At 71.3% G+C, this 23,790-nt stretch carries 17 protein-coding genes; 10 read left to right on the top strand and 7 right to left on the bottom strand.

Annotated elements, in window-relative coordinates:
• Positions 1-68: 68 nt before the first annotated feature.
• Positions 69-1,847, top strand: coding sequence for a hypothetical protein (locus tag WMF45_RS39350; RefSeq protein ID WP_437711077.1), 1,779 nt, complete (start codon positions 69-71; stop codon positions 1,845-1,847).
• 75 nt (positions 1,848-1,922) lie between these two features.
• Here the strand turns inward: WMF45_RS39350 and WMF45_RS39345 are convergent, their stop codons facing one another.
• Positions 1,923-2,468 (bottom strand): hypothetical protein, encoded by a 546-nt coding sequence (locus WMF45_RS39345; protein ID WP_437711076.1) that lies wholly within the window; start codon positions 2,466-2,468, stop codon positions 1,923-1,925.
• Positions 2,469-2,725: 257 nt separating this feature from the next.
• Between WMF45_RS39345 and WMF45_RS39340 the strand changes: the two genes are divergently transcribed.
• Entirely contained in the window at positions 2,726-5,236 is a 2,511-nt protein-coding gene (locus WMF45_RS39340; protein WP_437711075.1) for a PAS domain-containing protein, read from the top strand.
• 22 nt (positions 5,237-5,258) lie between these two features.
• Here the strand turns inward: WMF45_RS39340 and argF are convergent, their stop codons facing one another.
• The 3 genes from argF to WMF45_RS39325 form a co-directional block, all read right to left on the bottom strand.
• Positions 5,259-6,194 (bottom strand): ornithine carbamoyltransferase, encoded by a 936-nt coding sequence (gene argF / locus WMF45_RS39335; RefSeq protein WP_437711074.1) that lies wholly within the window; start codon positions 6,192-6,194, stop codon positions 5,259-5,261.
• Between the two features lie 144 nt (positions 6,195-6,338).
• Positions 6,339-7,358 (bottom strand): RNA 3'-terminal phosphate cyclase, encoded by a 1,020-nt coding sequence (gene rtcA, locus WMF45_RS39330; RefSeq protein ID WP_437711073.1) that lies wholly within the window; start codon positions 7,356-7,358, stop codon positions 6,339-6,341.
• Positions 7,359-7,410: 52 nt separating this feature from the next.
• Positions 7,411-8,637 (bottom strand): RtcB family protein, encoded by a 1,227-nt coding sequence (locus WMF45_RS39325; protein ID WP_437711072.1) that lies wholly within the window; start codon positions 8,635-8,637, stop codon positions 7,411-7,413.
• 231 nt (positions 8,638-8,868) lie between these two features.
• On the opposite strand from WMF45_RS39325, the gene rtcR reads away from it, so the two are divergent.
• The 3 genes from rtcR (at position 8,869) to WMF45_RS39310 (ending at position 15,224) form a co-directional block, all read left to right on the top strand.
• Complete coding sequence (gene rtcR, locus WMF45_RS39320; protein WP_437711071.1) at positions 8,869-10,512, top strand: RNA repair transcriptional activator RtcR; 1,644 nt, start codon at positions 8,869-8,871, stop codon at positions 10,510-10,512.
• Between the two features lie 483 nt (positions 10,513-10,995).
• Positions 10,996-14,151, top strand: coding sequence for a hypothetical protein (locus tag WMF45_RS39315; protein ID WP_437711070.1), 3,156 nt, complete (start codon positions 10,996-10,998; stop codon positions 14,149-14,151).
• The gene (locus WMF45_RS39310) at positions 14,148-15,224 is read left to right on the top strand and encodes a formylglycine-generating enzyme family protein (RefSeq protein WP_437711069.1); all 1,077 of its coding nucleotides are present in this window, start codon (positions 14,148-14,150) and stop codon (positions 15,222-15,224) included. Before WMF45_RS39315 ends, WMF45_RS39310 begins: the two co-directional genes overlap by 4 nt.
• Here the strand turns inward: WMF45_RS39310 and WMF45_RS39305 are convergent.
• Positions 15,217-15,402: a hypothetical protein gene (locus WMF45_RS39305; protein WP_437711068.1), complete on the bottom strand. Its 186-nt coding sequence runs from the start codon at positions 15,400-15,402 to the stop codon at positions 15,217-15,219. The two genes, WMF45_RS39310 and WMF45_RS39305, sit on opposite strands and share 8 nt — an antisense overlap.
• Before the next feature lie 182 nt (positions 15,403-15,584).
• Here WMF45_RS39305 and WMF45_RS39300 point away from each other — a divergent pair, with 182 nt between their 5' ends.
• The 3 genes from WMF45_RS39300 (at position 15,585) to WMF45_RS39290 (ending at position 19,635) form a co-directional block, all read left to right on the top strand.
• The gene (locus WMF45_RS39300) at positions 15,585-16,913 is read left to right on the top strand and encodes a GDSL-type esterase/lipase family protein (protein WP_437711067.1); all 1,329 of its coding nucleotides are present in this window, start codon (positions 15,585-15,587) and stop codon (positions 16,911-16,913) included.
• 274 nt (positions 16,914-17,187) lie between these two features.
• Complete coding sequence (locus WMF45_RS39295; protein WP_437711066.1) at positions 17,188-17,784, top strand: TIGR00725 family protein; 597 nt, start codon at positions 17,188-17,190, stop codon at positions 17,782-17,784.
• A 72-nt stretch (positions 17,785-17,856) separates the two neighbouring features.
• Complete coding sequence (locus WMF45_RS39290; protein WP_437711065.1) at positions 17,857-19,635, top strand: protein kinase domain-containing protein; 1,779 nt, start codon at positions 17,857-17,859, stop codon at positions 19,633-19,635.
• Between the two features lie 36 nt (positions 19,636-19,671).
• On the opposite strand, the gene WMF45_RS39285 is transcribed toward WMF45_RS39290, so the two are convergent.
• Both WMF45_RS39285 and WMF45_RS39280 read right to left on the bottom strand, forming a co-directional pair.
• Entirely contained in the window at positions 19,672-20,451 is a 780-nt protein-coding gene (locus WMF45_RS39285; RefSeq protein ID WP_437711064.1) for a nucleotidyltransferase domain-containing protein, read from the bottom strand.
• Positions 20,448-21,785 (bottom strand): DNA polymerase beta superfamily protein, encoded by a 1,338-nt coding sequence (locus tag WMF45_RS39280; RefSeq protein ID WP_437711063.1) that lies wholly within the window; start codon positions 21,783-21,785, stop codon positions 20,448-20,450. The genes WMF45_RS39285 and WMF45_RS39280 overlap by 4 nt, the downstream gene beginning before the upstream one ends.
• Before the next feature lie 183 nt (positions 21,786-21,968).
• Between WMF45_RS39280 and WMF45_RS39275 the strand changes: the two genes are divergently transcribed.
• The gene (locus WMF45_RS39275) at positions 21,969-23,126 is read left to right on the top strand and encodes an AAA family ATPase (protein WP_437711062.1); all 1,158 of its coding nucleotides are present in this window, start codon (positions 21,969-21,971) and stop codon (positions 23,124-23,126) included.
• Entirely contained in the window at positions 23,123-23,764 is a 642-nt protein-coding gene (locus tag WMF45_RS39270; protein ID WP_437711061.1) for a DUF4276 family protein, read from the top strand. The genes WMF45_RS39275 and WMF45_RS39270 overlap by 4 nt, the downstream gene beginning before the upstream one ends.
• Positions 23,765-23,790: the final 26 nt, after the last annotated feature.

Below are 23,790 nucleotides of genomic sequence, written 5' to 3'. Positions count from 1 at the left end.
ATTCTGGCGGTGTGGAGATGTGTAATCTCATCCACCCTGGTCTCCTCGGGAGGTGTAGAGTGGTGTTCATGCCGCAAACGCCTTATTTCATGACGTCTCGCCGCCGCGCGGCTCGAGCCGCCTTTTCCTTGTTCCTGTCGCTTGCCCCGCTCGCGGGGGCCGTGCCCGCGAGCGCTGCTGTGACGCAGCTGGACGGCACGCGCCTGCCCACGGCGGTCAAGGAGAACGAGCTTGGCCTCGTGACGAGCCGGGGCTTCCCCCAGAACGCCGTCACGCTCGAGGGGCTCTTCATGTACCGGGGGGAAGACATCGATCCCGTGGCCGACGCGAGCACGGAGCCAGGTGTCTTCTCGCCGCTCTGCGGGTTCTCGGGAGAACTGGTGCTGCGCGGGGGCGGGTGCAAGGTCGCGTTCGGCTGGTACAACGCGACCGCGAGCGGCGTGCGCCCGCCGGACAACCAGATCTACGAGCTGATTCCCGCGGACGTCAAAACGGCGTTCCAGTGCCAGGACGACGATTTCTGCCCGCTGGCCACGATGAACACCACCCAGACGGGGCAGCACGGCTGGACGCCGCGGCAGTTCTCGGCGGCGGACATCCGGAGCGACCGGCGGTACCAGGGCGGCCTGGTCGGCTTCGCGCTGATCGGCAAGACGGGCACGTACTGCACCCAGACGAAGTTCTCGCAGCGCGAGCTGAACACCGTCTGCACGAACTGCACGCCGAACGCGCCGTGGGTGACGACGCTGATCTACACGTCGACCGCCGAGCCCGACGCGTTCTATGTCGCCTTCGAGGACCTGCCCGTGACCGCGACGAGCTGGAAGGGGAGCCAGGGCGGGTACGAGAACGACGGCGATTTCAACGATTTCGTCTACTACATCACGGGCGTGACCTGCAAAGGCGGCGGCGAGGTCTGCGACACGGGCCTGCAGGGCGCGTGCGCCGTGGGCAGGACGGGCTGCGCGACCGAGGGCGACGTCGAGTGCCTGCCCGTGCTCGAGCCCGGCGAGCAGAAAGAGACCTGCGACAACATCGACAACGACTGCGACGGCGAGGTCGATAACGGCGAGGGGCTCTGCAACGAGGGCTTCGTGTGCAACCGCGGGTCGTGCGTGCCGTACTGCGGGCGCGGCGAGGTGGTCTGCGACGTCGGCCTCGTCTGCAACGACGACGGCTTCTGCGTGGAGCCGGCGTGCGTCGACAAGGAGTGCACCGGCGGCCAGATCTGCGTCGGCGGCAACTGCGTGGGCGGGTGTGACGGCGTCGTCTGCCCCGCGAACCAGGAGTGCCAGCTCGGGCGGTGCGTGGATCTCTGCGCCCACATCGAGTGCGAGGAGGGCGCGGTCTGCGAGCGCGGCATCTGCCAGTCCAACTGCGGGTGCCGCACCTGCCCCGCCGGCAAGGTGTGCGGGGGGGACGGCCGTTGCGTCGACACCGGCTGCGACGGCAAGACGTGCGCTGACGGGCAGGTCTGCGTCGCCGGGAACTGCGCCGACGCGTGCGCGGGCGCCGTCTGCCCCGGCAACGCGCCGTGCGTCAACGGGGTCTGCGGCGAGCCGGTCGTCCACGGCGGCGCCGCCTCGGCCGCGACCGGGTCGATCGGACCCGACGTGGGGCTCGACGATCCGGTGGATCTGACGACCGGCTCCGGCTCCGGCTCCGGCTCCGGCTCCGGCGGCGCCAGCGGCGGCGGCTCGGGCGGCAACAAGCCCGACACGTCCTGCGCGTGCCGCGCGGGCGCGACCTCGGAGGCCTCGCCGGCCAGGGTCGGTCTGCTCGGGCTCGGTCTCCTGCTGCTCGCCGGCCGCAGGCGCCGCGCGCGCCGCGCCGCGAGCCGCCCGTAGGCATCGCCCCGGCGCGCGCCGCGGGCCGTCCGCGCGCCCTCCGCAAGCCGCGCCCTGGCCCGCCGCGCGCCCGCGTCACCCCGCGGAGCGCGCGGCCATCGCCGCGACGAGGCCCCCCACGATGGCCGCCAGGACCCACGCGAGGCGCGCGCCGTACGGTGACGGGGCCGCGGCGCCGGCGGGCAGCGGGAACACCACCGACCGCACCCGCCGGGACTCCGCGTCGACGAGGAGCACGCCGTCGACGTCGAACGCGACGCGGTACTCGAGCAGCTGCCGCCGCGTCGCGGGCGTGTCGATGCGCGGCGCGAGCCGGCCCGTCTTCACCTCGGCGACATACCGCCTGGGACCGTGCGCCACGAGGTAGTCGGCGCGGAGCCCGACGCTGACCGGCTCGCCGTCGATCTGGACTCCGTACGAGACCGCGACCTGCCGGCCGACGATGGTATAGCCGAGCTCGCGGAGGAGCACCTCGGCGCGGGCCTCTCCCGCGGCGCCCTGCTCCCGCCACCGCGAGAGCCGGCGCCGCTGCCATGCGCGCCTCCACGCGAGCCGGAGCGTCTGGACCAGCCCGAAGGCGAGCGCCGCGCCGGCCACGGCCAGGAGGAGCTCGGGCGGCATGTCGCGGAAATCCACGCTGCGTGGGTTTGCTCAGGAATCGGGATACCGGGCCAAGTTTTCTGCGCCGGGCCGCCGCGGCTTGGCTGGCGCGCATGTCCGCGCGCTCCTATGACAGGGCCGCAAGAGGCATACCGCCTGCTCGTGCTCTGGTGTGGTGGCGCGCCGTGTTCCAAGAGCGTGCCCGGCCGATCTGGTCAGGGATGTACACCCATCGTCCGCGAGAGCACCCTCCTGCTGGATCCGAGGGTCGTCTGCCTGTGATCGAACACGAGGAGAGGCACCGTTGGCAGATCCGCGCGCTGACCGAGGCCAGCCGCGCGCTCGCGTCGGCGTGTTCGGCGCCCGCGATTCAAGAGATCGTCCTCTCCGCGGCGGCGCGCCTGAGCGGCTCCGGCAGGGCCGTCCTGATCCTGAACGACGAGGACGGCCGTCCGGTCGTGCGAGCGGCGCTGGGGCTCGATCCGGCGCTGCTCGCCGAGCTCTGCGGCCGCCCGCTCCCGAGGGCCGACGACGGGATGGCGCGAGCGCTGGACGGGGCGGTCCACGTCGCCGCCGCGCCGCTGATCGTCAGCGGCCGTGTCTCTGGCGTGCTCGCGGTCGAGCGGGGCGCCCCGGCCTCCGGCGAGGATGCCTGGCTGATCGAGGCGCTCGCCGATCAGGCCGCGGTCGCGCTCGCAGGCCTCGCCGAAGGCGCCGCGCACGCAGACGCCCGGGAGCAGCAAGCCCGCCTGGAGGCGGACGTACAGGACGAGCGCTATCGCCTCCTCGGTCGAGCGATCAAGGACCCGATCTGGGACTGGGATATCCGGACGGACCGGGTCGAGCGCAACGCGACATTTCACGAGGTCTTCCGCTACACGCCCGAGCAGACGGCCCCGACCGGCGCGTGGTGGGTGGACCGCGTGCTGCCCGAGGATCGCGACCGCATTGCGCGCGCGTTGGAGGAGCTCATCCACGGGGACGCCGACACCTGGTCGGCGCAGTACCGCGTCTACCGCGGCGACGGCTCCGTCGCCCGCGTGTTCGATCGCGGCGCGGTGCTCCGGGACGCGTCCGGCAAGGCGATCCGCATGGTCGGCGCCTCGGTCGACCTGACCGAGCGGTTCCGGATCGAGAGCGCGCTCCAGGACCGGGAGGATCGGCTCCGGCTGGCCACGTGGGCGGCGGACGTGGGCACGTGGCGAGTCGACCTGGAGACGAACTACGACACGAGGGACGCGAGCCTGAACCGCATCCTGGGCCTGGACGAGCGCGAGACGACGCAGCCCGTCAGCGACTGGCTGAGCCGCGTCCACCCGGAGGATCTCGACGCGGTGAGCGCCATGACGGAGAAGAGCATCCGCGAGCGGTGCATCTACGACCTCATCCACCGCGTCGTCCGCGCCGACGGGTCGATCCGGTGGGTCCACGATCGCGGGCGCATCGTCGCCGATCGGGACGGCTCCCCGCTGTTCCTGACGGGCGCCGTGGTCGACATCACCGAGCTGAAGCAGCTCGAGCACGAGCGCACGGAGCTGCTCCGCCGCGAGCAGCAGGCGCTCGCCCAGTCGGAGAAGGACCGCCTCCGGGCCGAGGACGCGAACCGCATGAAGGACGAGTTCCTCGCGACGGTCTCCCACGAGCTGCGGACGCCGCTCACGGCGATCCTGGGCTGGGCGAGGCTGATCAAGGACAAGGGCCTCGCCCCGGAGCGCGTCAAGCAGGGCATGGCGTCGATCGAGCGCAACGCCCACGCGCAGGCGCAGATCGTCGACGATATCCTGACGGTCTCCCGGATCATCACGGGCAAGCTGCGGCTCCGCACGATCGCGGTGGATCTCGCCGCCGTCATCGCGGCCGCCGTGGACACCATCACGCCGACGGCGAAGGCGAAGGAGATCGAGATCCGCGTCGAGCCGGGCGAGGGGCTCAGCCACGTGTGCGGCGACCCGGATCGCCTCCAGCAGGTCATGTGGAACCTGCTCTCCAACGCGGTGAAATTCACCCCGAAGCGAGGGCTTGTCACCGTCCGGGTGGGGCGGAGCGACGCCCAGGTCGCGATCTCGGTCACGGACAGCGGCAAGGGCATCACCACGTCGTTCCTGCCGTATGTGTTCGACCGCTTCCGCCAGGGCGACTCCTCCCCGACGAGGGCGCACGGCGGGCTCGGGCTGGGCCTCGCGATCGTCCGCCACCTCGTCGAGCTGCACGGCGGCACGGTGGAGGCGGAGAGCCCGGGCGAGGGGGGAGGCGCGACGTTCACGGTGACGCTCCCCCTGCCCGCTGTGCCCTCCGCCGCGCACGAGGGGCCGCCGTCCGCGCCGGGGCGCGCCCCGCTGCGGAGCGGGGAGCCGCCGCCGCTCTTCGGCGTTCACGTCCTCGTCGTCGAGGACGAGCCGGACGCCCGGGAGATGATCGCGTTCTTGCTGGAGGGAGCGGGCGCGCGGGTCACAACGGCCGGCTCGGCGAGCGAGGCCATGAGCGTCCTGGAGCGGCTGAGGCCCGATGTCCTGCTCAGCGACATCGGTATGCCGGGGGAGAGCGGTTATGCGCTGATCCACCAGCTCCGCGCGGCGGGCCGGGACGAGATCCGGCGTATCCCCGCCGTGGCCCTGACCGCTTATGCCCGGCTCGAGGACCGGAGGAGGGCGCTGGCGGCCGGCTTCCAGAAGCACGTCGCCAAGCCGATCGACCCTGCCGATCTGGTGCAGGTCGTCGCGGACCTCACGGGCCGCTCGGGCGGCGACGGGCCCCCCGCCCGCTCCCGGCGCGGCGCGCTCCTCGGTTGATCCCGCGTGGCGGGCGGACGCTCTAGGCCAGCTCGACGCCGAGCAGCCACAGCATGAGTGCCTTCTGCACGTGCAGCCGGTTCTCGGCCTGATCCCACACGCGCGAGCGCGGCCCTTCGAGCGTCTCGTCGTCGATCTCCTCGCCGCGGTGCGCCGGCAGGCAGTGCAGCACGATGGAGTGCTGCGCGGCCTTCGCCATCACCTTCGCGTCCACCGTCCAGCCGGCGAACGCGGCGCGGCGCTTCTCCGCCTCGGCCTCGTGTCCCATGCTCGCCCACACGTCCGTGTTCACAACGTCCGCGCCCGCCGCGCCCTCGCGCGGGTCGTGGGTGATCGTGACGTGGCCCGTCTTCCGCGCGCGCTCGACCTCGTCGGCGGGCGGCATGTACCCCTCGGGCCCCGCGAGCACGAGGTGGAAATCGAAGAGCTGCGCCGCCTCGAGCCACGAGCGCGCCATGTTGCTCGCGCAGTCGCCGAGGAACGCGATGCGCCGGCCGGCGATGCCGCTCCTGTCCCCGCTCGCCGCGAGCGCCTCCTGGATCGTGAAGACGTCGCTGAGCACCTGCACCGGGTGGCCGTCGTCCGAGAGCGCGTTGATCACCGGCACGCTCGCCTCGGCCATCTCGAGCAGGCGCGCGGTCGACGACGTGCGGAACGCGATCGCGTCGCAGTACCGGGCGAGGACGCGCGCCGTGTCGCGGATCGGCTCGCCGCGGGCGATCTGGCTGCCCTGGGTGCTCAGCACGACCGGCTGCGCGCCGAGCTGCGCGATGCCGACCTCGAACGACACGCGCGTGCGCGTGCTCGCCTTCTCCAGGACGACCGCGATGGCCCGGCCGGCGAGGATCGTCGTGCGCCGCCCTTTCGGCTCCTCCTTCAGGCGAGCGGCGAGCCTGAGCACGCGGTGCGCTTCGGCCAGGGTCGTGTCCGTGATCTTGAGGTAATCGCGCTTCGCCATTGTCCCGCCTTCCGCGTCGCCGCCGTCCGGGCGCGCCGCCGCGCCGCGGGCAGCCCGCGGCGCAGGGCGCGCCGTACGCCCGTCGTGATGTGGCACAACCGGGACGCCGACGTCAATCGGCCGCGGATCCGCCGTGGACCGCGCTCAGCGCCAGATCTCGATCTGCCACGCCGCGTCCGAGATCTGCTCGACGGACGCGCGGATCCCGAGGAGATCTCGGAGCAGCCCGAGGTGGGTTGTCGTGTGGGATGACGGGCGCACGGTCCGGAAGGCGCCGCGGCCCGCGAGGGCGATCGGCAAGAGCAGCTGATCGGCCAGGTGCTCGCCCACGGGGACGCCCGCCGCGAGGTAGTCGCGCGCCTCCTCGGCCGCCTTCGTGGCGACGGACTCCGCGCGCACGCCCTTCACCCCGAACCCGGTGAAGACCTCGGTCACGTGCTCGCTCTCGACGGCGATGGTGAGCACGTTGCCCGGGCCGTTCCCGCCCCTCAGCACGCTGGGCTTGAAGCAGTCCGGCTCCCAGCCGAGCACCGCCGCCGCCGCGTCGAGCTCGCGCGCCGCGATGGCGCCCGGGAGGTTCGACACCGTCGCGACCGCCCGCCGGCCGCGGATCTCCCCGCGCTCGAGGAGCTCGAGCGGCGCGAGCGCCGGCGCCGGCGCGATCGAGACGCGGGCCACCCCGCCGCCGGCCGGGTAGAAGCCGGGCGTCACGAGGGTCGCGGTGACGTCCGGCCCCATCCTCCGCACGAGCGGCAGGTAGGCGAGGTCCAGGAAGTCGAACGGCGGCGCCAGCGGGTTGTGCGTGCCGCCCTCGAGCGTGAGCGCCGACGGCGCGGGCGCGCGGAGCAGCGCGGGCAGGACGGTCTGCAGCACGAGCGTCGTGCTCCCCGCGCTCCCGACCTGGAACGTGTGCTCGCCGGGGACGATCGCGGTCGGTCGAAACACGATCTCCTGCGACCCGAGCGCGGCGCCCGACACCTCGGCGCGGCCGATCTGGGCAGCGGCCCGGACCGAGGTCAGGTGTTGCCGCATCAGGCCCGGGCGCGCGCGGCCCTTGCGGATCGAGGTGATACGGACGGGCGTCTGGGTGATCAGCGAGAGGCCGAGCGTCGTGCGGAGGATCTGGCCCCCTCCCTCTCCGATGGATCCATCGATGGTCAGCATGGCGATCGGCTCTCTCCTGGATCAGCGATATCACGGCCCCGCGGCGCGCGGCTCACCCCTTCACGCAGACGACCTGCCGCAGGGTGTGGACGATCTCGACGAGATCCTCCTGCGCCCGCATCACGTCGTCGATCGGCTTGTAGGCCGCCGGCGTCTCGTCGATCACGTCCTCGTCCTTGCGGCACTCGACGCCCGCGGTCGCCGCCTCGTGGTCCGCGACGGAGAAGCGGCGGCGCGCCTCGCCTCGCGACATGACGCGGCCCGCGCCGTGGCTCGAGCTGCAGAAGCTCTCCGGGTTGCCGAGCCCGCGGACGATGAACGAGCGCGCGCCCATGCTGCCCGGGATGATCCCGAGATCACCCGCCTGCGCGCGGACGGCGCCCTTGCGGGTCACGAGCACGTCCTTCCCGTAGTGGTGCTCGCGCGCCACGTAGTTGTGGTGGCAGTTCACCGCCTCCACCGTCGCGTCGAAGGGCGGCAGCTCGCCCGAGCCGCGGAGCGCCTCGATCACCTGCGCCATCATCAGCTCGCGGTTCACCGCCGCGAAGTCCTGCGCCCACGACACGGCCTGCATGTAGTCGTGGAAGTGCCTCGTCCCGTCCGGCAGGTACGCGAGGTCGGCGTCGGGCAGGTGGATGAAGAAGCGCCTCATCTCCTGCTTGGCGAGCTCGATGAAGTAGCTCCCGACCCGGTTGCCGACGCCGCGCGACCCGCTGTGCAGCATGACCCAGACGCGGTCCTCCTCGTCGAGGCAGAGCTCGATGAAGTGGTTGCCGGTCCCGAGCGTGCCGAGGTGCTCGATGGCGTGGCCGCGCCCGATGCGCGGGTGCTTCTCGACGATCTGCCGGTACCGCGGCTCGAGCTCGGCCCACGCCGCGACCTGGGCCGGGGGCGGCGAGCGCCACGCGCCGCGGTCGTTCTTCCCGCCGTTGTCGGTGCGGCCGTGCGGCACCGCGCCCTCGATGGCCGACCGGAGCCCGCGCAGCGCGTCCGGCAGCTGCGACGCGGAGAGGCTCGTGCGCGCCGCCATCATCCCGCAGCCGATGTCGACGCCGACGGCCGCCGGGATGACCGCGCCGTGCGTCGCGACGACGCTCCCCACGGTCGCGCCGATGCCCTGGTGCGCGTCGGGCATCACGGCGATCCACTTGTGGATGAACGGCAGCGCGGCGAGGTTCTTGAGCTGCGCCTCCGCGGCGGTCTCGAACGGCACGCCGACCGTCCACGCCTTGATGGGCACGCCCGAGTCCGTGGGGATGACGTTGTAGCTTCGCTCCATGGCAAGATCTCCGGTGAGGGGTCGAGCCGTCCGGCGCGCGCCGCGGCTCGCGTTCGCGGCGGGGTCCGTCGGTCTCTGTCGTTCCTGCGTTCTGCGTCTGCGTCTGCGTCTGCGTCTGCGTCTGCGTCTGCGTCTGCGTATCGCACGGCCCGTGCCACTCGAAATCCAGGCGATCACGGGCTGCTGGCCCTGCGGATTAGACCTGTGTATAAAACGGTTAGAGAGCATTCTATGACGCGCAAGACGACCGTGGTCCTCGGCATGCTGGGCCCGACGCTGGACACCGGGAAGACGCAGGAGCGCTGGTCGCGCTGGCGCCCGAGCGTGGCGCTGTGCCAGCACGAGGACCTGATCGTCGACCGGTTCGAGCTGCTCTACCAGCGCCGCTTCGAGGGCCTGGCGGAGACGGTGATGGGTGACGTGCGGCGCGCCTCGCCGGAGACGGACATCCGCGGTCACGTGGTCGAGGTGGACGATCCGTGGGACTTCGAGGCGGTGTACGGCGCGCTCCACGACTTCGCGAGGGCCTACCCGTTCGCGCCGGACCGGGAGGACTACCTCGTCCACATCACGACGGGCACGCACGTCGCGCAGATCTGCCTGTTCTTGCTCACGGAGTCGCGGTACTTCCCGGGTCGGCTCATCCAGACGTCGCCGCCGAAGCGCGACCGAGAGGAGCTCGCGGCCGGGTCGTTCACGATCATCGATCTCGACCTCTCGAAGTACGACCGCATCGCGTCGCGCTTCCAGAAGGAGCAGCGCGAGGGGGTGTCGTTCCTGAAGAGCGGTATCGAGACGCGCAACGCGGCGTACAACAAGCTGATCGAGCGGATAGAGCACGTGGCGATCGCGTCGCGGGCGCCCATCCTGCTGATGGGCCCGACGGGGGCGGGGAAATCGCAGCTCGCGCGGAAGATCTACGACCTCAAGAAGGGGCGCCGGCAGGTGGGCGGCGACTTCGTGGATCTGAACTGCGCGACGATCCGCGGCGACGGGGCGATGTCGGCGCTGTTCGGGCACACGAAGGGGTCGTTCACGGGGGCGCTCCAGGACCGCCCGGGGCTCCTGCGCAAGGCGCACGAGGGGGTTTTGTTCCTCGACGAGATAGGCGAGCTCGGCGCGGACGAGCAGGCGATGCTGCTGCGGGCGATCGAGGAGAAGGCGTTCTTGCCGGTCGGCTCGGACAGGGAGGTGAAGAGCGAGTTCCAGCTGCTCGCCGGCACGAACCGGGATCTCGCGCTGGAGGTTCTGGCGGGGCGCTTCCGGGAGGACCTCCTGGCGAGGATCAACCTGTGGACCTTCCGGCTCCCGGGCCTCAGGGAGCGGGTCGAGGACATCGAGCCGAACCTCGAATACGAGCTCGACGCCTCGGCGCGGCTGCTCGGCGTGCGGATCACGATGAGCCGCGACGCGCGCGCGCGGTTCCTCGCGTTCGCGACGTCGCGAGAGGCGGTGTGGCCGGGCAACTTCCGGGACTTCAACGCGGCCGTGACGCGGATGGCGACGCTCGCGCCCGGGGGGAGGATCGGGGGGCCGATCGTGGAGGAGGAGATCGGGCGGCTGGTGGAGGCCTGGCGGCGAGCGCCGGCGGCCAGCGGCGTGAGGGGCGGCATGGCGGGGGAGGGGGGCGACGGGGACGAGCTCGTTGTCGCGGCGCTCGGCGCGCGCCGGGCGGCGGCGCTCGACCCGTTCGACCGGGTGCAGCTGGCCGAGGTGCTGCGGGTGCTGAAGGGCGCGCGGTCGCTGTCGGAGGCGGGACGGGTGCTGTTCGCGGCGTCGCGGGCGAAGAAGAAGAGCGTCAACGACGCGGACCGGCTGCGGAAGTACCTGGCGCGGTTCGACATCGACTGGAGCGAGGTGGCGGGGGGCGCGTAGAGAGGGGTCTCCCTATCACGGGGCCAGGACCGAGTCTGGGCAACGATGTTGCGGCGCCGAACCGTCGAGAGCCGCGCGCGACCGATGCGCGACGCTCCCGCGGGCAGTGCCGCGCTGCGGGCCGTGACATGTCATGCCGCGAGCCGTGACATGTCACGCTGCAGCCCGTGACATGTCATGGAGAACGGGCCTCACAGCGCGGCGGGCGGCCCGTCGTCCAGCGCGTGGAACGCGACGGATCGAGACTTCTCGCGTCCTCTGCGCCTGGCACATGGAGTGCTACGTGCCAGTCCGAGCGGCCGAGAAACAGCGTTTTCCACAGCGGCCTGTGCTCACGGGACGACCATGGCAAAACACGAGAACATCAATCTACCGGAGCGCACCAGGTTGTGTCCTTCTGCCGGTGGCAGAGGGGGAAGCACGACGAACGACGGTTCAAGGATCCAGGCGAGACTCTCACGGGCCCTGGCGCTGGCGGCGAGCGTGAGCGTGGTAGCTTGTGGTACGCCCGCGGGGGAGGCTCCCGAGCAGGCCGCGATCTCCACGGCCAGGCAGGCGCTCTCGAACCAGTTCGAGATCGCGCTCGGGTTCCCAGCTGGCTTTTCACAGAGCAACGTCGCCCTCCATGCATCGCAGTCGCTGCACATCGCCGGCGGGGTCACGCTGCGCGACGTGAACGGCGCGCCAGCGCCGGCGGTGAACGTCGGCACCGGCCTCCTCGAGGTCAACGCCGCGACGAAGACAGGGGCGCTCGTCAGCGGAGGCAATGTCTGGCTCGGGAGTCAGACGCAGGCCACCGGCACGGTCCAGGCGGCAGGCACCATCACCAAGCAAGCCGGGGCAGCGATCGTCGGGACCGAGCTTCCGGCGACGCCCCTCGGCCCCCTCGGGAACCTGCGCTTCACTGTCGACTTTCCGTCGCTCGTCAGCGTACCGCCCGTCGGACCGGACACGACCTCGTCGCTGGCCCCGGGAGGTTACGCGAACGTCTCCGTCGGCTCCCGGAGCACGCTGGATCTCAGCTCGGGCACGTACTATCTCGATCAGCTCCAGATGCAGCCTCAGTCGATCGCCCGCCTCGACACGTCGGCAGGCCCGGTGATCGTCTATGTACGCCAGCTGCTCGATTTCAAGGGTAGAGTTCAGTTCGTCGGCCCGGACAGCAGCTTCTTCCTGGCCTACCTCGGGACCGGGACCGTCTCGCTCGAGTCCGCGTTCAACGGGACCCTCGTGGCGCCCAGCGCGACCCTGCGCCTCGCGCCGGTCGGGTCGCCCGGACATCGAGGGTCGTTCTTCGGGCAAACGGTCGAGGCCGCCGAGGCGGGCTCCACCATCACGTTCGATCCCTTCGACCACTGGTACGATGTTTTGAACATCCACCCGGTTGTCGAGTGCGTGCGACGCTTCAAGCACCCTGCGGGGGCCGCGCTCTTCGGCTACGAGAACGAGAGCGACTTCCCGGTCACGGTGCCGCTCGGCCCCCAGAACCAGCTCGTCCCCGCGGGAGGCGTGGCGCCGCCCACGACGCTCTTGCCCGGGGTGCACGACAAGGTGTTCTTTGCGCCCTTCGACCTGAGCGGCAGCCTCTCGTGGCAGCTCGCCGGAGAGACGGCGACCGCGAATTCGTCCAGCCCCGCTTGCGATCTGGGAGATGTACCCCCGGAGCCAGAGCCCGACCCGCCGCCCGCCCTCGTCCCCATCGAGCGTCCGGGCGTGTCGCTCGCGTCCTTGAACGTACAGCTCGCGCCGGAGGTGACGACGTCTGCCACGTCCCACCTGGCCTCGGAGGTGTATGGCGACTTCGTGGGCCCTCAGGTGGGCAACACGAGCAACGAGGAGGCCGGCCCCGCCGCCTTCACGTTCACGGTCACCTCGCTCAGCTTCGATGAGGGCGAGGGGCTGTGTGGCACGGTCGATCCGTTCGTCGCCAAGCTCGTCATCGACGGCCAGGACAAGGGTCAGACGAGCAGCGGCACGGTGCAGGTCGCTCGCGATCGGGCCACTGTCCACGTCTCGGTCGACGTGGACGACGACGACGCATGGTTCTGCCTCGGGGACGACGACCTCCGGGACTACGCGTTCGACGTCGACCTGGTTACAGGCGCTACCGGCGCGAACGAGACGTGCATCGACGGCGGCCGCATGTGCTTCACCGCGACGCCGATCGCGAGCCCGGACATCTGCTTCGACTGGAACGCGCAGTTCATCGACTCTGGCCCCTGGACCGGCATCGGCAGCGAGGACTACCTTCCCGGCAAGGAGATGCAGCCGGTCCCGGCGAGCTTTGCGCGCTACCAGATCACGATGACGAACTCGACCGGCGTGCTCTTCGACCGCGGCGGCGTGCTCGACGGCGACGGCTGCGTTCCGAGGCCCAAGCTCCCCGTTCGCTCGCACTGGCAGCTGGGCACCGACCTCCAGATCGCGACCCGCGTCATCAGCCAGCACTGCCTGGACCCTTCGGGGACCCACTGCGCCATCAACGGCTCAGCGTTCACCGGGGCCAACGTCGTCGTGCGGCAAACCGGGCAGAGCGGGCCGGCCTCCATGTGCGCGATCTACGCGGAGGACCTCGGGAGCGTCACCGACGCGACGTGCTCGGCCCACCCGATCGATTGGCCCACGACGCCCCCGGCGCCCCTCCGCCCGGCCTTCGTCGAGCACAACTCGATCACCCGAGCCGGCGCGGCGATCAGCCAGATGCTCAAACGTGAACACGAGAGCGATGGCGAGCTCGGCATCGTGCGTGCGATGATCGATCATCGCTACGAGGGCAATGGTCGAATCGAGATCGTCGTCGACGAATATTGTCTCACCAGCGATCCGTGCACGGGGGAGCAGCTCCAGACGAGCTGCAGGAGCGGCAACACATTGTTTCTCGAGCCAGACGGGCTGGCCGCTTCGTCGACCCGCTTCAAGTACGTCGTCGCGCACGAGTTCGGTCATTTCATTCAGGGCAATGGTCAAGGGCTGATGAGGCCGGAGTACGGCTGCGGCACGGGCGAAGCCGACCAGCTCGCGCTCTGCCGCTGCGATGGCGTCCCCCCCGATCAGCGGCTCCACTGCCTGCAATCGCTGGAGGAGCCGAACGCCGCGCAGGTCGAGGGGTTTGCTCAGTACTTCGCGGCCAAGGCCTTCAACGCCGACATGGAATCCGACTGCACGTTCGTCTACTACAAGCCGATGTCGAACACGGAGTGCATGCCGGGAGTGACCGATTGCGCGTTCGATGAGGACACCGGCCTCTACATCAATCAGCCGCCGGTCCCGGTGAGCTGCAAGCAGGCGGTCCGGTGGCGCAACACGCACTGCATCGACGGGAGCTCGTCCCCCGACCTCCTCTCGTTCGGCACCGAGTACGACTGGCTGGAGTTCCTCTACGGGGTCGACAACCATCCGACGCCGGAGTTGCGCTGGACGATGAAGGATCTCTTCAACGCCTACGTCGCCGCGTGCAGTGAATCGGCAGAGAACGTCGAACCTTGCACCGGCAAGCGCGTCAGCTGGAATGGCGGACTGGGCCACGAGAGCCTGCTCGGCGGCGTCGCCTTGCTCGTGACGGAGGGGCTCAAGACTCAGCCCGCAGCGGATCGATTCGAGGTCGTGGGCGCGGACCTCGGGGTCAGCGACGAGCCATGAACACAAGCGGTTCGATGACGTGCGCGCTCGGTGTCGCTCTCTGGGCCCTCCTGATCGTCCCCCTCGGCTGCCAGCCCGAGGCGGAGCGCCGGGAGCCCTCCGTCGTGCCGGCCAGCAACGTGGATCCGGCCGGTCCGGAGGTGGCTGGCTGGGAAGTCGCCTCCGCCGATGGATCCGTGTGTCGCCATCCGGCGGTGGTGGCCGAGTGCGCGGACGGCTGGTGTCGCATTCCGCCGGGCTGCTTCATCATGGGCTCGCCAGAGAGCGAGCTCTGGCGTGGTGAGAGCTCCGAGATCCCAAGGGCGGTCACGCTCGAGCGCGGGTTCGAGATCGGGCAGTTCGAGCTGACGCGCAAGCAGTGGTCGGAGCTCGTCAGCGTCATGCCGGAGAAGCCGGAGAAGGTGCAGGAAGGTCCGGTGACCTGCAAGGACGACGCGTGCCCGCTCCGCTATGCGACGTGGTTCGAAGCCCTGCTCTTCGCGAACCTGCTCTCCGCACGTCACGAGCCGCCGCTCGCGCCCTGCTTCGAGCTCTCCGAATGTCAAGGCGAGCTGGGCCGCGGCGTGATCTGCGGCCGCGTGGACCTCACCGGCGGCGCGACGAGCGTCTACGAGTGCGAGGGCTATCGCCTGCCAACGGAGGCAGAATGGGAGTACGCCGCGCGCGCGGGGACGAGGACGGCCTACTACGGAGGTGACATCACCGGAGCGAATCCGGATGCGCGCTACGACCCCGAGCCGAGCCTCGAGCCCATCGCATGGTATGACGTGAATTCGGGGGGGCGCACGCACCCCGTGGGGACGAAGCGGCCCAACCGCTGGCTCCTGTTCGACATGCTCGGCAACGTCTTCGAATGGACCAGCGATCGACCCGTCTTTCATGACGCCGAGGGGCCCGTGACGAACCCTGCCACGGAGATCGCGCTGAGGACCGACGCGGCGGATCTCCGCGTGGCTCGGGGTGGCAACGCCGCGGGCTCGCGGGATATGCTGCGAGTGGCCGGCCAGAATTACCCCGCGTCGGACGCGGTGTCCCGAGGCGTCGGCTTCCGTCTCGTCCGGACCATCAAGTAAGGCTCAGCCCGCCGGGCGCCTCGTGGCGGAGGGCCTCGTCGGGCCGGGCGCCGGCGGCCGCGAGCAGCCGCCGGTACAGCGCGACCCGCGCTGCGGTCACCTGCCCGGACGGTTGATCCCGACCGTGGGCGCGGTCCGTCGCGAGGATCTGCCATGCCCCCGTCGCGACGGGTAACATCTCTGGATATTTACCGTTTCAGTTGATGGTTTCACTCGTCGAGGCACTTGCCTGGGCTGACGCGATCTATGGCGCAGCGAACTTGACTTTACCGGTTCATTTGTCGACGTGGATCGAGGACGGAGGTGGTTGATCGTGGCGCCGAACTGCCCCAGAGTGCCCGGCGCTGGAGGTCGGTTTCGATGACTTTGCGTTCAACTCACCAGTCACCTTTCCTGGTTCTTGCGCTGGGGGCGGTAGTCCTCCTGTCGGCCTGCTCGGATGACGACGGCGGCGGCGGCTCGTCAGCGAGCTCCGGGGGCACGGGCGGCTCGTCGGCGAGCTCCGGGGGCTCCGGGAGCACCACCGCGCAGGGCACGGGCGGCGCGGGCGGTGGTACGGGCGGCGCCGGGGACACGGGTGGCGGCGGCACCGGCGGCGGCGGCACCGGCGGTGGCGGTGGCGGCACCGGCGGCGGTGCGGACGCGCAGGGGATCGTGCCCAATCCCATCATCTCTCGCGGCAAGCCGGCCTTCGCCTCGGGGGGGACGGCGTCGGTGATCAACGACGGCAAGTACAGGTCGGCGGGGACCTGGATCGCGGGCAAGCCCACCTCGGCCGCGCCCGCCTGGGTCGCCATCCAGGTCGGGACCGGGTACGAGCGGCTGCTCCTGAGCTGGACGGCCTCGTACAACTACAACTACACGGACGTGCAATACGGGGCGCCGGGCGCCTACCGCGTGGAGACGTCGAGCGACTCGACGAACGGCTCGGACGGCACCTGGACCCAGGTCGCGGAGGTGACCAACAACCCGGTCCGCACGCGCGCCCACAGCTTCGATTTCGGCGGCAAGAGCTGGGTCCGGCTCGTCGTGACCGCGGCCCCCGCGACGACCGACGACACCGGCGTGCAGCTCGACGAGATCGACGTGCACGACATCTCGAAGGGCGCGGAGGACACGTGGTTCTTCCTCGGCGACAGCATCACGGCGTTCGCCTATGACCGCGACACCCCGGCCACGCAGCCGAGCTTCGCCGAGAACGTGCACGCGGCGCACCCGGCCCACTATCCGGCGATGATCAACGGAGGCATCGGGAGCGAGCTCACGAAGAGCAGCGACAAGCCCAGCGCGCTCGATCGAATCGATGACGTCCTGGAGCTGAACCCCGACTTCCACTACTTCGCCATCGGTTACGGCACCAACGATTCCTGGGGCCAGACCGACCCGAGCACCTTCAAGGCGAACCTGCAGCAGATCATCGACAAGATCGAGGCGGCGGGCCGCGTACCGGTGCTCGCGCACATTCCGTTCTCGCCTGACGGCAACCACGACGCGGTCCCTGTGTTCAACGAGGCGATCGACGCGCTGGCGGAGGAGAACGGCCTCCCTGCTGGGCCGGACCTGTATACGTGGTTCAAGGACCACCCCGACCGGTTCACCGACAAGGTGCACCCGGATCCCGCCGGGCGGGTGGCCATGAACAAGCTCTGGGCCGACGCCGTGGACGGCCTCTACCCGGCCCAGCGGTAGCGCGACCGGGCGACACGCGACCACGCGACCGAGCGCGCTCGCGGCGCCGGCGCGAGCCTTGACTCCACGCGGCCGCGGGGGCTAGCTCGATCCGGCGCACGAACGGCGGCCCGGGGAGCAGCGCCCTCGGGTGGGCTCGGCCGGCCCGCGCCCTCCAGGGGGTCTCCGATGAAGCTCGTTCCCAAGAAGGTGTTCGGGAAGATCGAGCAGCCCAAGCTGGGCGATCAGCTCCTCGGCCGGCTGAAGAAGTAGCGGGCGCCGGAGCGGAGCCGTGATGGACGACGATCGGGACGAGCGAGAAGACGAGGACACGAAGCGGGACATCGCTCCCTACGTGCCGCGCCGCCCCGTGATGGCGGTGATCGGCAACGGCCTCGCGGTGGACGCGGCGACCGAGGTTGTGTGCGTCGAGCTCGGGCGGCGCGCCGTGGAGGCGGGGTTCCGGCTGGTCACCGGGGGGCTGGGGGGCGTCATGGCCGCCGTGTCGCGCGGCGGGCGCGAGGCGACGACGTGGCGCGACGGCGATATCCTGGGGATCCTGCCAGGGTACGAGGCGTCCACGGCCAACCCGTACGTGGACATCGTCATCCCGACCGGCATGCAGATCGGGCGCAACATCCTGGTCGTCGCCATGGCCGACGTTGTCGTGGTCGTCGGCGGCGGCGCGGGCACGCTGAGCGAGATCGCCGTCGCCTGGCAGCTCGGCAAGCCGGTGATCGCGCTCGCGACGAGCGGGGGCTGGGCGAGGCAGCTCGCCGGGGGGCGCGTGGACGACCGGCGCTCGGATCGGATCGTGTCGGTCGCGAGCGCGGAAGAGGCGGTGGCGACGGCGTGGGAGACGGCGGGCCGCGGCCGCGGCCGGGGGGCGTGACAGGGCGCCGCGCGCGCGGCGCGGCCTCCGCGCGAGCCGGCCGCGCGGTAGCCCGTGCTAGCCTCCGCGCCGATGTCGGAAGCGGAAGAGGACGAGATCCAGCGGCTGAGAGCCCGCGTCGGGACGATCCTCCACGGAAAATGGCGGATTGACGCGCTGATCGGGGCGGGGGGGATGGCGGCCGTCTACGCGGCCACCCATCACGTGGGGCACCGCGTGGCCATCAAGATCCTGCACCCGGAGGGCGCCGTGTCCCGGGAGCTCCGCGCCCGCTTCGAGCAGGAGGCGCTCGCCGCCGCGCGGCTCGGGCACCCGGCCGCGGTGCAGGTCCACGACATCGACGTGACCGAGCGAGGAGAGCCGTTCCTCGTCATGGAGCTGCTCGACGGAGAGAGCCTCCGCGAGCGCGTGTTGCGGCTCGGTACGATCGATTCGATCGAGCTCCTCGCCCACATGGACACGCTCCTCGAGGTCATCAAGGCGGCGCACGACGCCGGGATCGTCCACCGGGACATCAAGCCCGACAACCTCTTCGTGACCCGCGATGGGCGGCTCAAGGTGCTCGATTTCGGGATCGCGCGCATGAAGCAGGGCGGCTCGGGGCTGAAGACGCGGACGGGCGCGGTGCTGGGCACGACGAGCTACATGGCGCCCGAGCAGATCCTGGGGAGGAACGTGGACGGGCGGGCCGACCTCTACGCGGTGGGCGCGACGATGTTCACCATCCTCGCGAACCGTCGAGTCCACGACGACGATGGGCTCACCGAGGGAGAGCTCCTCGTGAGGAGGAGCACGACGCCGGCTCCTCCGCTGTCGACGGTGGCGCCGGGCGTGGATCCGCGGGTCGCGCGCGTCGTGGACCGCGCGCTCGCCTTCCAGGTCGAGCGGCGCTACCCGGACGCGCAAACGATGCTCGCCGACGTGCGCGCGCTGCGACGGGGCGAGGAGCCGCCCTTCGCGACGGGGGAGCTGGCCAGGATGGACGAGCGCACGCGCGCGTACGGCCGGGCCATCCCCGATGGGCCGCCGGTGGGGGCGCAGTTCCCGAGCGCGAGCCCGCCGGGGGGGGTGATGCCGGCGGCGGTGGCGGCCTCGACGGGGGCTCCTCCGGGGCAGCCTTATCCGGGGGTGGCGGGGGCGGGGGCCGCGCCCCGGGGGCGGGGGCCGCGCGCACCGGGAGCGACGCAGATCGCCGTCGTCGGCGGGGTGGGGGCGCTCCTCTTCTTCGTGGGCGTCGGCATGGTGCTGCTGCTCTGGCCCTCCCGCGATCGGGGCGGCGGCGACGCTGGCGACAGCGGCGCGCCGGTGTCCCTGCCGGATGTCGCGCAGGCCCGGAGCGCTGCGGCGCTCGCTGTCGACCCCGCCGGCTGCCCGCCGGGCGCGCCTTGCACCTGCCCGGGCGGCAGTCCGGGAAACGTGCCGGCGAGCTGCCTGCTGACGTGCGGCGACGCGCCCGGCTGCAGGCCGAGCTGCTCCGATCGAGAGAGCTGCGCGAGCCACTGCGCCGGTGAGTGCCAGTCTTCCTGCGCGAGGAGCAAGGGGTGCAGCACGACGTGCGCTGACGGCTGCTCCACCGACTGCCGCAGCGCGGAGACGTGCCAGGTGACCTGCGGCGCGGGGTGCTCGATCACCTGCGAGGACGTGAACAAGTGCGCCCACGTCGTGGGCGACAGGAGCGTCGTGAGGTGCAATCGGGTCGGAGGGTGCCAGGTGATGTGCATGGGCTCGTGCGCGGTGGCGTGCTCCAACGCCGGGGCAGGATGCCAGGTGACCTGCGTGGGGCAGGGGCGCGCGGTGAAGTGCGGCGACGGCCGCAACGCGTGCGGGGACGGCTGCTCGCTGCCGCGGTGAGACCGGGCTGGCGTGCCCGCGCGCCCTCGCCGCGCGTCAGAGCCGCGCCTTGCGCAGCGCGAGAAGCCAGTCGTTGAGCTCTCCCTGGTTGGGCGGCTCCTCCGGAAGCGCGGCGTGATCGCGGGCCGCCTCGAGGGTCGTGAAGGCGCGGGCGATCTGCTCGGCCCAGCGCTCGGCGACGTCGGGAGCGAGCGGCGCCTGCTCCCCGGCGCGCTTGGCCTCGACCAGCTCGCGCGCGTCGCTGAAGCCGTAGAGGTCGAGGAGCGCGGTGACGTCGGTGACGATCTCGCCCGTCCGGAGGGCGTGGGCGCCGGTCAACGTGGTCCTGAGGACATAGAGGAGCTTCTTCGCCGACGAGCGGCCTCCCGCTTCCCAGGCCCGGAGCTGGCTCGTGGCGAAGCCGACGTAGTGGCGGAAGATCCGGCGCGAGAGCGCGGCGGCGACGAGCGGGCGAAGGGAGGCGAGGTCGGGATCGACGTGGAGCTGGAGGGGGCCGAGGATCCGCTCGATGTAGTTGCCGTTGCCCTGGAGGACGCCGATGAGGACGGGGTGGAGCTCGTTCGACGTGTAGTCGATCTCGACGCCGTCGATGACCTGCATCCGCTCGGGGCTCGCGTTGCCGCGGTGGAGGCCGAGCAGCTTCTCGGTCGGCTCGACGTGAACCGCCTTGAGGTCGAGGTCGCTGTCCGGCGAGGGGAAGCCGTACGCGTGGGCGCCGCTCAGGGCGATGACGAGGTGCGAACGCTTGGCCTCTTCCTCGGCGATGACGCGCGCCGCGACCTCCTGCTGCTTTGCTTCGAGCACCTGGGGGTTCATCGGTCGTCCTTTCTCTCCTCGTTGCCGGGCGCGGGGTCGTCGCCGGGCGTGGGGCCGTCGCCGGGCGTGGGGGCAGCGTCTCCGTCGTCCCAGGTTGCGACCGGCGCGGGGGGAGCGCCCTTGCCGAGGGGGCCGGGCTCCGCCGCGAGGTGCCGGCGGGCGATCTCCTGGCGGACCCGCCGGAGGAGCACGTCGGCGCGGGGGACGTCGGGGTGCGGCGGCAACCTGGTTGCGAGCCGCGCGGCCTCGAGCTCGGGCGTCATCGACTCGGCGAGCTCGATGGTGCGATCGAGCGGCCAGGCGCCGCTCTTGATGGCGAGGAGCGTCTCGCGCAGGTCTCCCTGCACCACGAGATCGACCTCGCCGTGGCGCAGCCAGCGGATGGCGGTCGCGATCAGGCGAACCAGGTTGTAGGCGTTCTTGGGGCGGAGGTCGCGGGAGAGGTCGAGCGACGTCCTGTCGGCCCGGGCGAAGGCCGCGAGCGAGGCGAAGTCGCGCGCGGGCAGCAGGCCCTGGTCGTGGAGCGAGCGGTAGAGCTGCTTGACGTACTCCTTCGCCTGGAGCTCCCCGTCGGCCTCGGTCGGCGCGGCGCGCGGGCTGATGGCGGCGAGCTTCCGGGCGACGTCGTCGAGCGACATCGCGGGGTCGTTCGCGAGCCAGTCGAGCACGCGCTCCCGGTGCTCGGCCAGCCGGTGCGCCTGCGAGAGCCGCTTGAGCTGCGAGAGCGCGTAGCGGCCGAAGCTGCCGTAGATGGCGGAGGAGACGAAGGCGTCGCGCGCCTCGAGGATCCAGGCGCCGATCTCGTCGCGCGCCTCGGCGGTGCGGACGAAGAGCAGCTCGAGGGTGTTCGGGTCGGCGCGCAGGGCCTGCCGGATGGCCTTCTCGACCTCCCAGTACGACGCGCTGCCGTCGGCGCTCACGAGGTCCCGCGGCGGCTCGGCGAGGCCCGTGGTCCAGGGGAAGGGGAGGGCGAAGACGCCGCGCCGGTCGGTGTCGGACCCCTCGTTCGCGAGCCCCCAGGCGCGCGACCCGACGACGGCCTCGAGGACGACGGCGGGCAGGAGCGCGTCCCAGGCGGCGCTGCGCCGCTCCGCGTGCCGCACCTGGCCGGTCTTGCGCGGGACGAGCTCGTCCCGGCGGTAGCGGACGACGCCCACGCCGACGAGCATCACGTCGAGCTCGGCGCCCGCCGAGCCGACGACGCGCCCGACGGCGCCCTGCGGGACGCGGCGCTCCCCGAGGACGCGGTCGACCCGGGTTGTCACCTCGGTGCCGTGGGGCAGCGGGACGGCGAGCGGATCGAGGTGGGTGAGGCCGCGCAGGCGGAGCTCCATGCGAGGACGCTATCACGCGGGAATCCGGGGCCGAGCGGGCTCGTGCTGGACGTACCGTGCGGCCGTCGTTGCCAGGCGGAGGTCGCTCTGGAGGGGCTCGGCCAGGGTGAGGCGGTGGTGCGCGGCGGATCCTTTGGGGTGTACCGGTGCGCTGGGGGGGCGGCTGCGGTACGGTGACCGCCGATGATCACGCGGATCGAGGTCGACGGGTTCAAGTCGCTCCGCGGCTTCGCGCTGGACCTGGAGCCGCTGACGGCGATCGTGGGCCCCAACGGCGCGGGCAAGTCGAACCTGCTCGACGCGCTGCACCTCCTGTCACGGCTCGCCCAGACCAGCGCCACGGAGGCGCTGAAGGGGGGGCGCGGCGCGATCCGGGATCAGTTCTCGCGGCTGCGGGATGGAGCGGCGGGGAGGATCAGGATAGGTGTGGAGATGCTTCTCGTCGCCGACAGGGATGCTTCACAAGATCAGCTCGCGACGCGGTATTGGTACACGGCGGAAATCGAGCGAGTCGCCCTCTCCTCTGGAATCGAGGACATCACGCTCGAGGAACACAGCGACGTCATCGATGACCCGGCCGTGCCGGACACGTGGATGGCTCGGCATCCGGCGCTGGCACGTCATGGCGACCCGGCCGGTAAGGTCAAGGATCGAGCGCTGAAGCTCCGCAGGATTGAGCATGAGCTCAGCGCCATCCGTGTCGTTCAATTCGAGCCTTCCAGGCTTCGCCTCCCCAGCGAGCGCGCCGCAGGCGCGGCCCTCGCAGCGGACGGCTCCAACCTGCCGACGGCGCTCGCTGCGCTTGCGCCCGCGGCGCGCGCGCAGATCCGGGCCGATCTCGCGGAGCTCATCCCGGGTTTTCGCTCGTTCGAGGTGGTGCCACTCGATGAAGAGCTCCGGCTGGAAGTCGAGTTCACGGACGGCGCCCGCGTGCCCGCCCGCGTCCTCTCGGACGGCACGCTGCGCCTCATCGCGCTGCTTACGCTCCTGCGCGGCTCGCCGCCCGGCGCGCTGATCGCCGTCGAGGAGCCGGAGAATGGCATCTATCCCGGCCGGCTGCGCGCTCTGATCGACAAGCTCGTCGACGCCACGACGCCCGAGGGCGACGTGCTCCCGCCGCAGGTGCTGCTCACGAGCCACTCGCCGGCGCTCGTCGCAGCGCTCCACGGGAGGTCCGAGTCGCTCGTCTTTGCGGATCTCGTCCGGCGGGGAGACGACCTCCGCTCCACGCGCATGCGCCACGTGCGCGCTGCCGACGGCCCGGAGCGCGATCCGGGCACGGTCTCCCGGCGGGAGATCGAGCGCATCCTGGATGCCGCGCGCCCGGAGGACGAGGCGTGATCTGGCTATGTGCAGGGGTTTATGCCGAGGGCCCCACCGATGACCGGTTCCTCTGCAATTTGATCAACCGGATCTTGCCGCCGCTCGCCGTCGAGATCTGCAAAGGCGGCTTCTATATAGATGATGCCCGGCGCATCAGCGAGCCGCGACGAATGCGGGGAGCCAGCCGGGAAGAGCGGATCGCCGCGGCGGTCGAGGAGAGCTGGAGCGAGTGCAACCTGTTCGTCGTGCACAGCGACGGCGAGGGCGCGCCCGATGAGGTGCGGCGCCAGCGGATCGAGCCGGGCCTCGCCCGCGCGCGGCGCGCGCGCCCCGATCTCGCCGTAGCGGCCTGCATCCCCGTGCGGGAGACCGAAGCGTGGATGCTGGCCGACCCCGAGGCGTTCTGTCGGATCTTCGAGACCGACCGGATGCCGCTGCTGCCTCCCGATCCAGAAGCGGAGTCCGATCCGAAAGCTGTCCTGGAGACGGCGCTTTGTGGTCTGGGTGCCCGGATGGGTCGAGGAGTGGAGGAGTACTATGCGGTCCTCGGGGCCGAGGTGCGCCTCCGTGCTCTGCGGCGCCTCGCGGCGTTTCAGCAGTTCGACGAGGAGCTCCGGAAGGCGATCGCCGCCATCGCGACCCCCAGCGGCGCATGAGCCGCTCGCCGGTCGGGTCTACCCGA

It is taken from the genome of Sorangium sp. So ce448 (genome assembly GCF_051520915.1).
Classification (GTDB): domain Bacteria; phylum Myxococcota_A; class Polyangia; order Polyangiales; family Polyangiaceae; genus Sorangium; species Sorangium cellulosum_B.
The sequence above is the reverse complement of the archived record's forward strand: the minus strand, read 5'-3'. Positions and strand labels throughout refer to the sequence as shown.

Excerpts from the sequence above, each read along its gene's own strand:
- WMF45_RS39350 (WP_437711077.1), top strand. The coding sequence starts at position 69 with ATGCCGCAAACGCCTTATTTCATGACGTCTCGCCGCCGCGCGGCTCGA.
- WMF45_RS39345 (WP_437711076.1), bottom strand. The coding sequence starts at position 2,468 with ATGCCGCCCGAGCTCCTCCTGGCCGTGGCCGGCGCGGCGCTCGCCTTC.
- argF (WP_437711074.1), bottom strand. The coding sequence starts at position 6,194 with ATGGCGAAGCGCGATTACCTCAAGATCACGGACACGACCCTGGCCGAA.
- rtcA (WP_437711073.1), bottom strand. The coding sequence starts at position 7,358 with ATGCTGACCATCGATGGATCCATCGGAGAGGGAGGGGGCCAGATCCTC.
- WMF45_RS39325 (WP_437711072.1), bottom strand. The coding sequence starts at position 8,637 with ATGGAGCGAAGCTACAACGTCATCCCCACGGACTCGGGCGTGCCCATC.
- rtcR (WP_437711071.1), top strand. The coding sequence starts at position 8,869 with ATGACGCGCAAGACGACCGTGGTCCTCGGCATGCTGGGCCCGACGCTG.
- WMF45_RS39310 (WP_437711069.1), top strand. The coding sequence starts at position 14,148 with ATGAACACAAGCGGTTCGATGACGTGCGCGCTCGGTGTCGCTCTCTGG.
- WMF45_RS39305 (WP_437711068.1), bottom strand. The coding sequence starts at position 15,402 with ATGTTACCCGTCGCGACGGGGGCATGGCAGATCCTCGCGACGGACCGC.
- WMF45_RS39300 (WP_437711067.1), top strand. The coding sequence starts at position 15,585 with ATGACTTTGCGTTCAACTCACCAGTCACCTTTCCTGGTTCTTGCGCTG.
- WMF45_RS39295 (WP_437711066.1), top strand. The coding sequence starts at position 17,188 with ATGGACGACGATCGGGACGAGCGAGAAGACGAGGACACGAAGCGGGAC.
- WMF45_RS39290 (WP_437711065.1), top strand. The coding sequence starts at position 17,857 with ATGTCGGAAGCGGAAGAGGACGAGATCCAGCGGCTGAGAGCCCGCGTC.
- WMF45_RS39285 (WP_437711064.1), bottom strand. The coding sequence starts at position 20,451 with ATGAACCCCCAGGTGCTCGAAGCAAAGCAGCAGGAGGTCGCGGCGCGC.
- WMF45_RS39280 (WP_437711063.1), bottom strand. The coding sequence starts at position 21,785 with ATGGAGCTCCGCCTGCGCGGCCTCACCCACCTCGATCCGCTCGCCGTC.
- WMF45_RS39275 (WP_437711062.1), top strand. The coding sequence starts at position 21,969 with ATGATCACGCGGATCGAGGTCGACGGGTTCAAGTCGCTCCGCGGCTTC.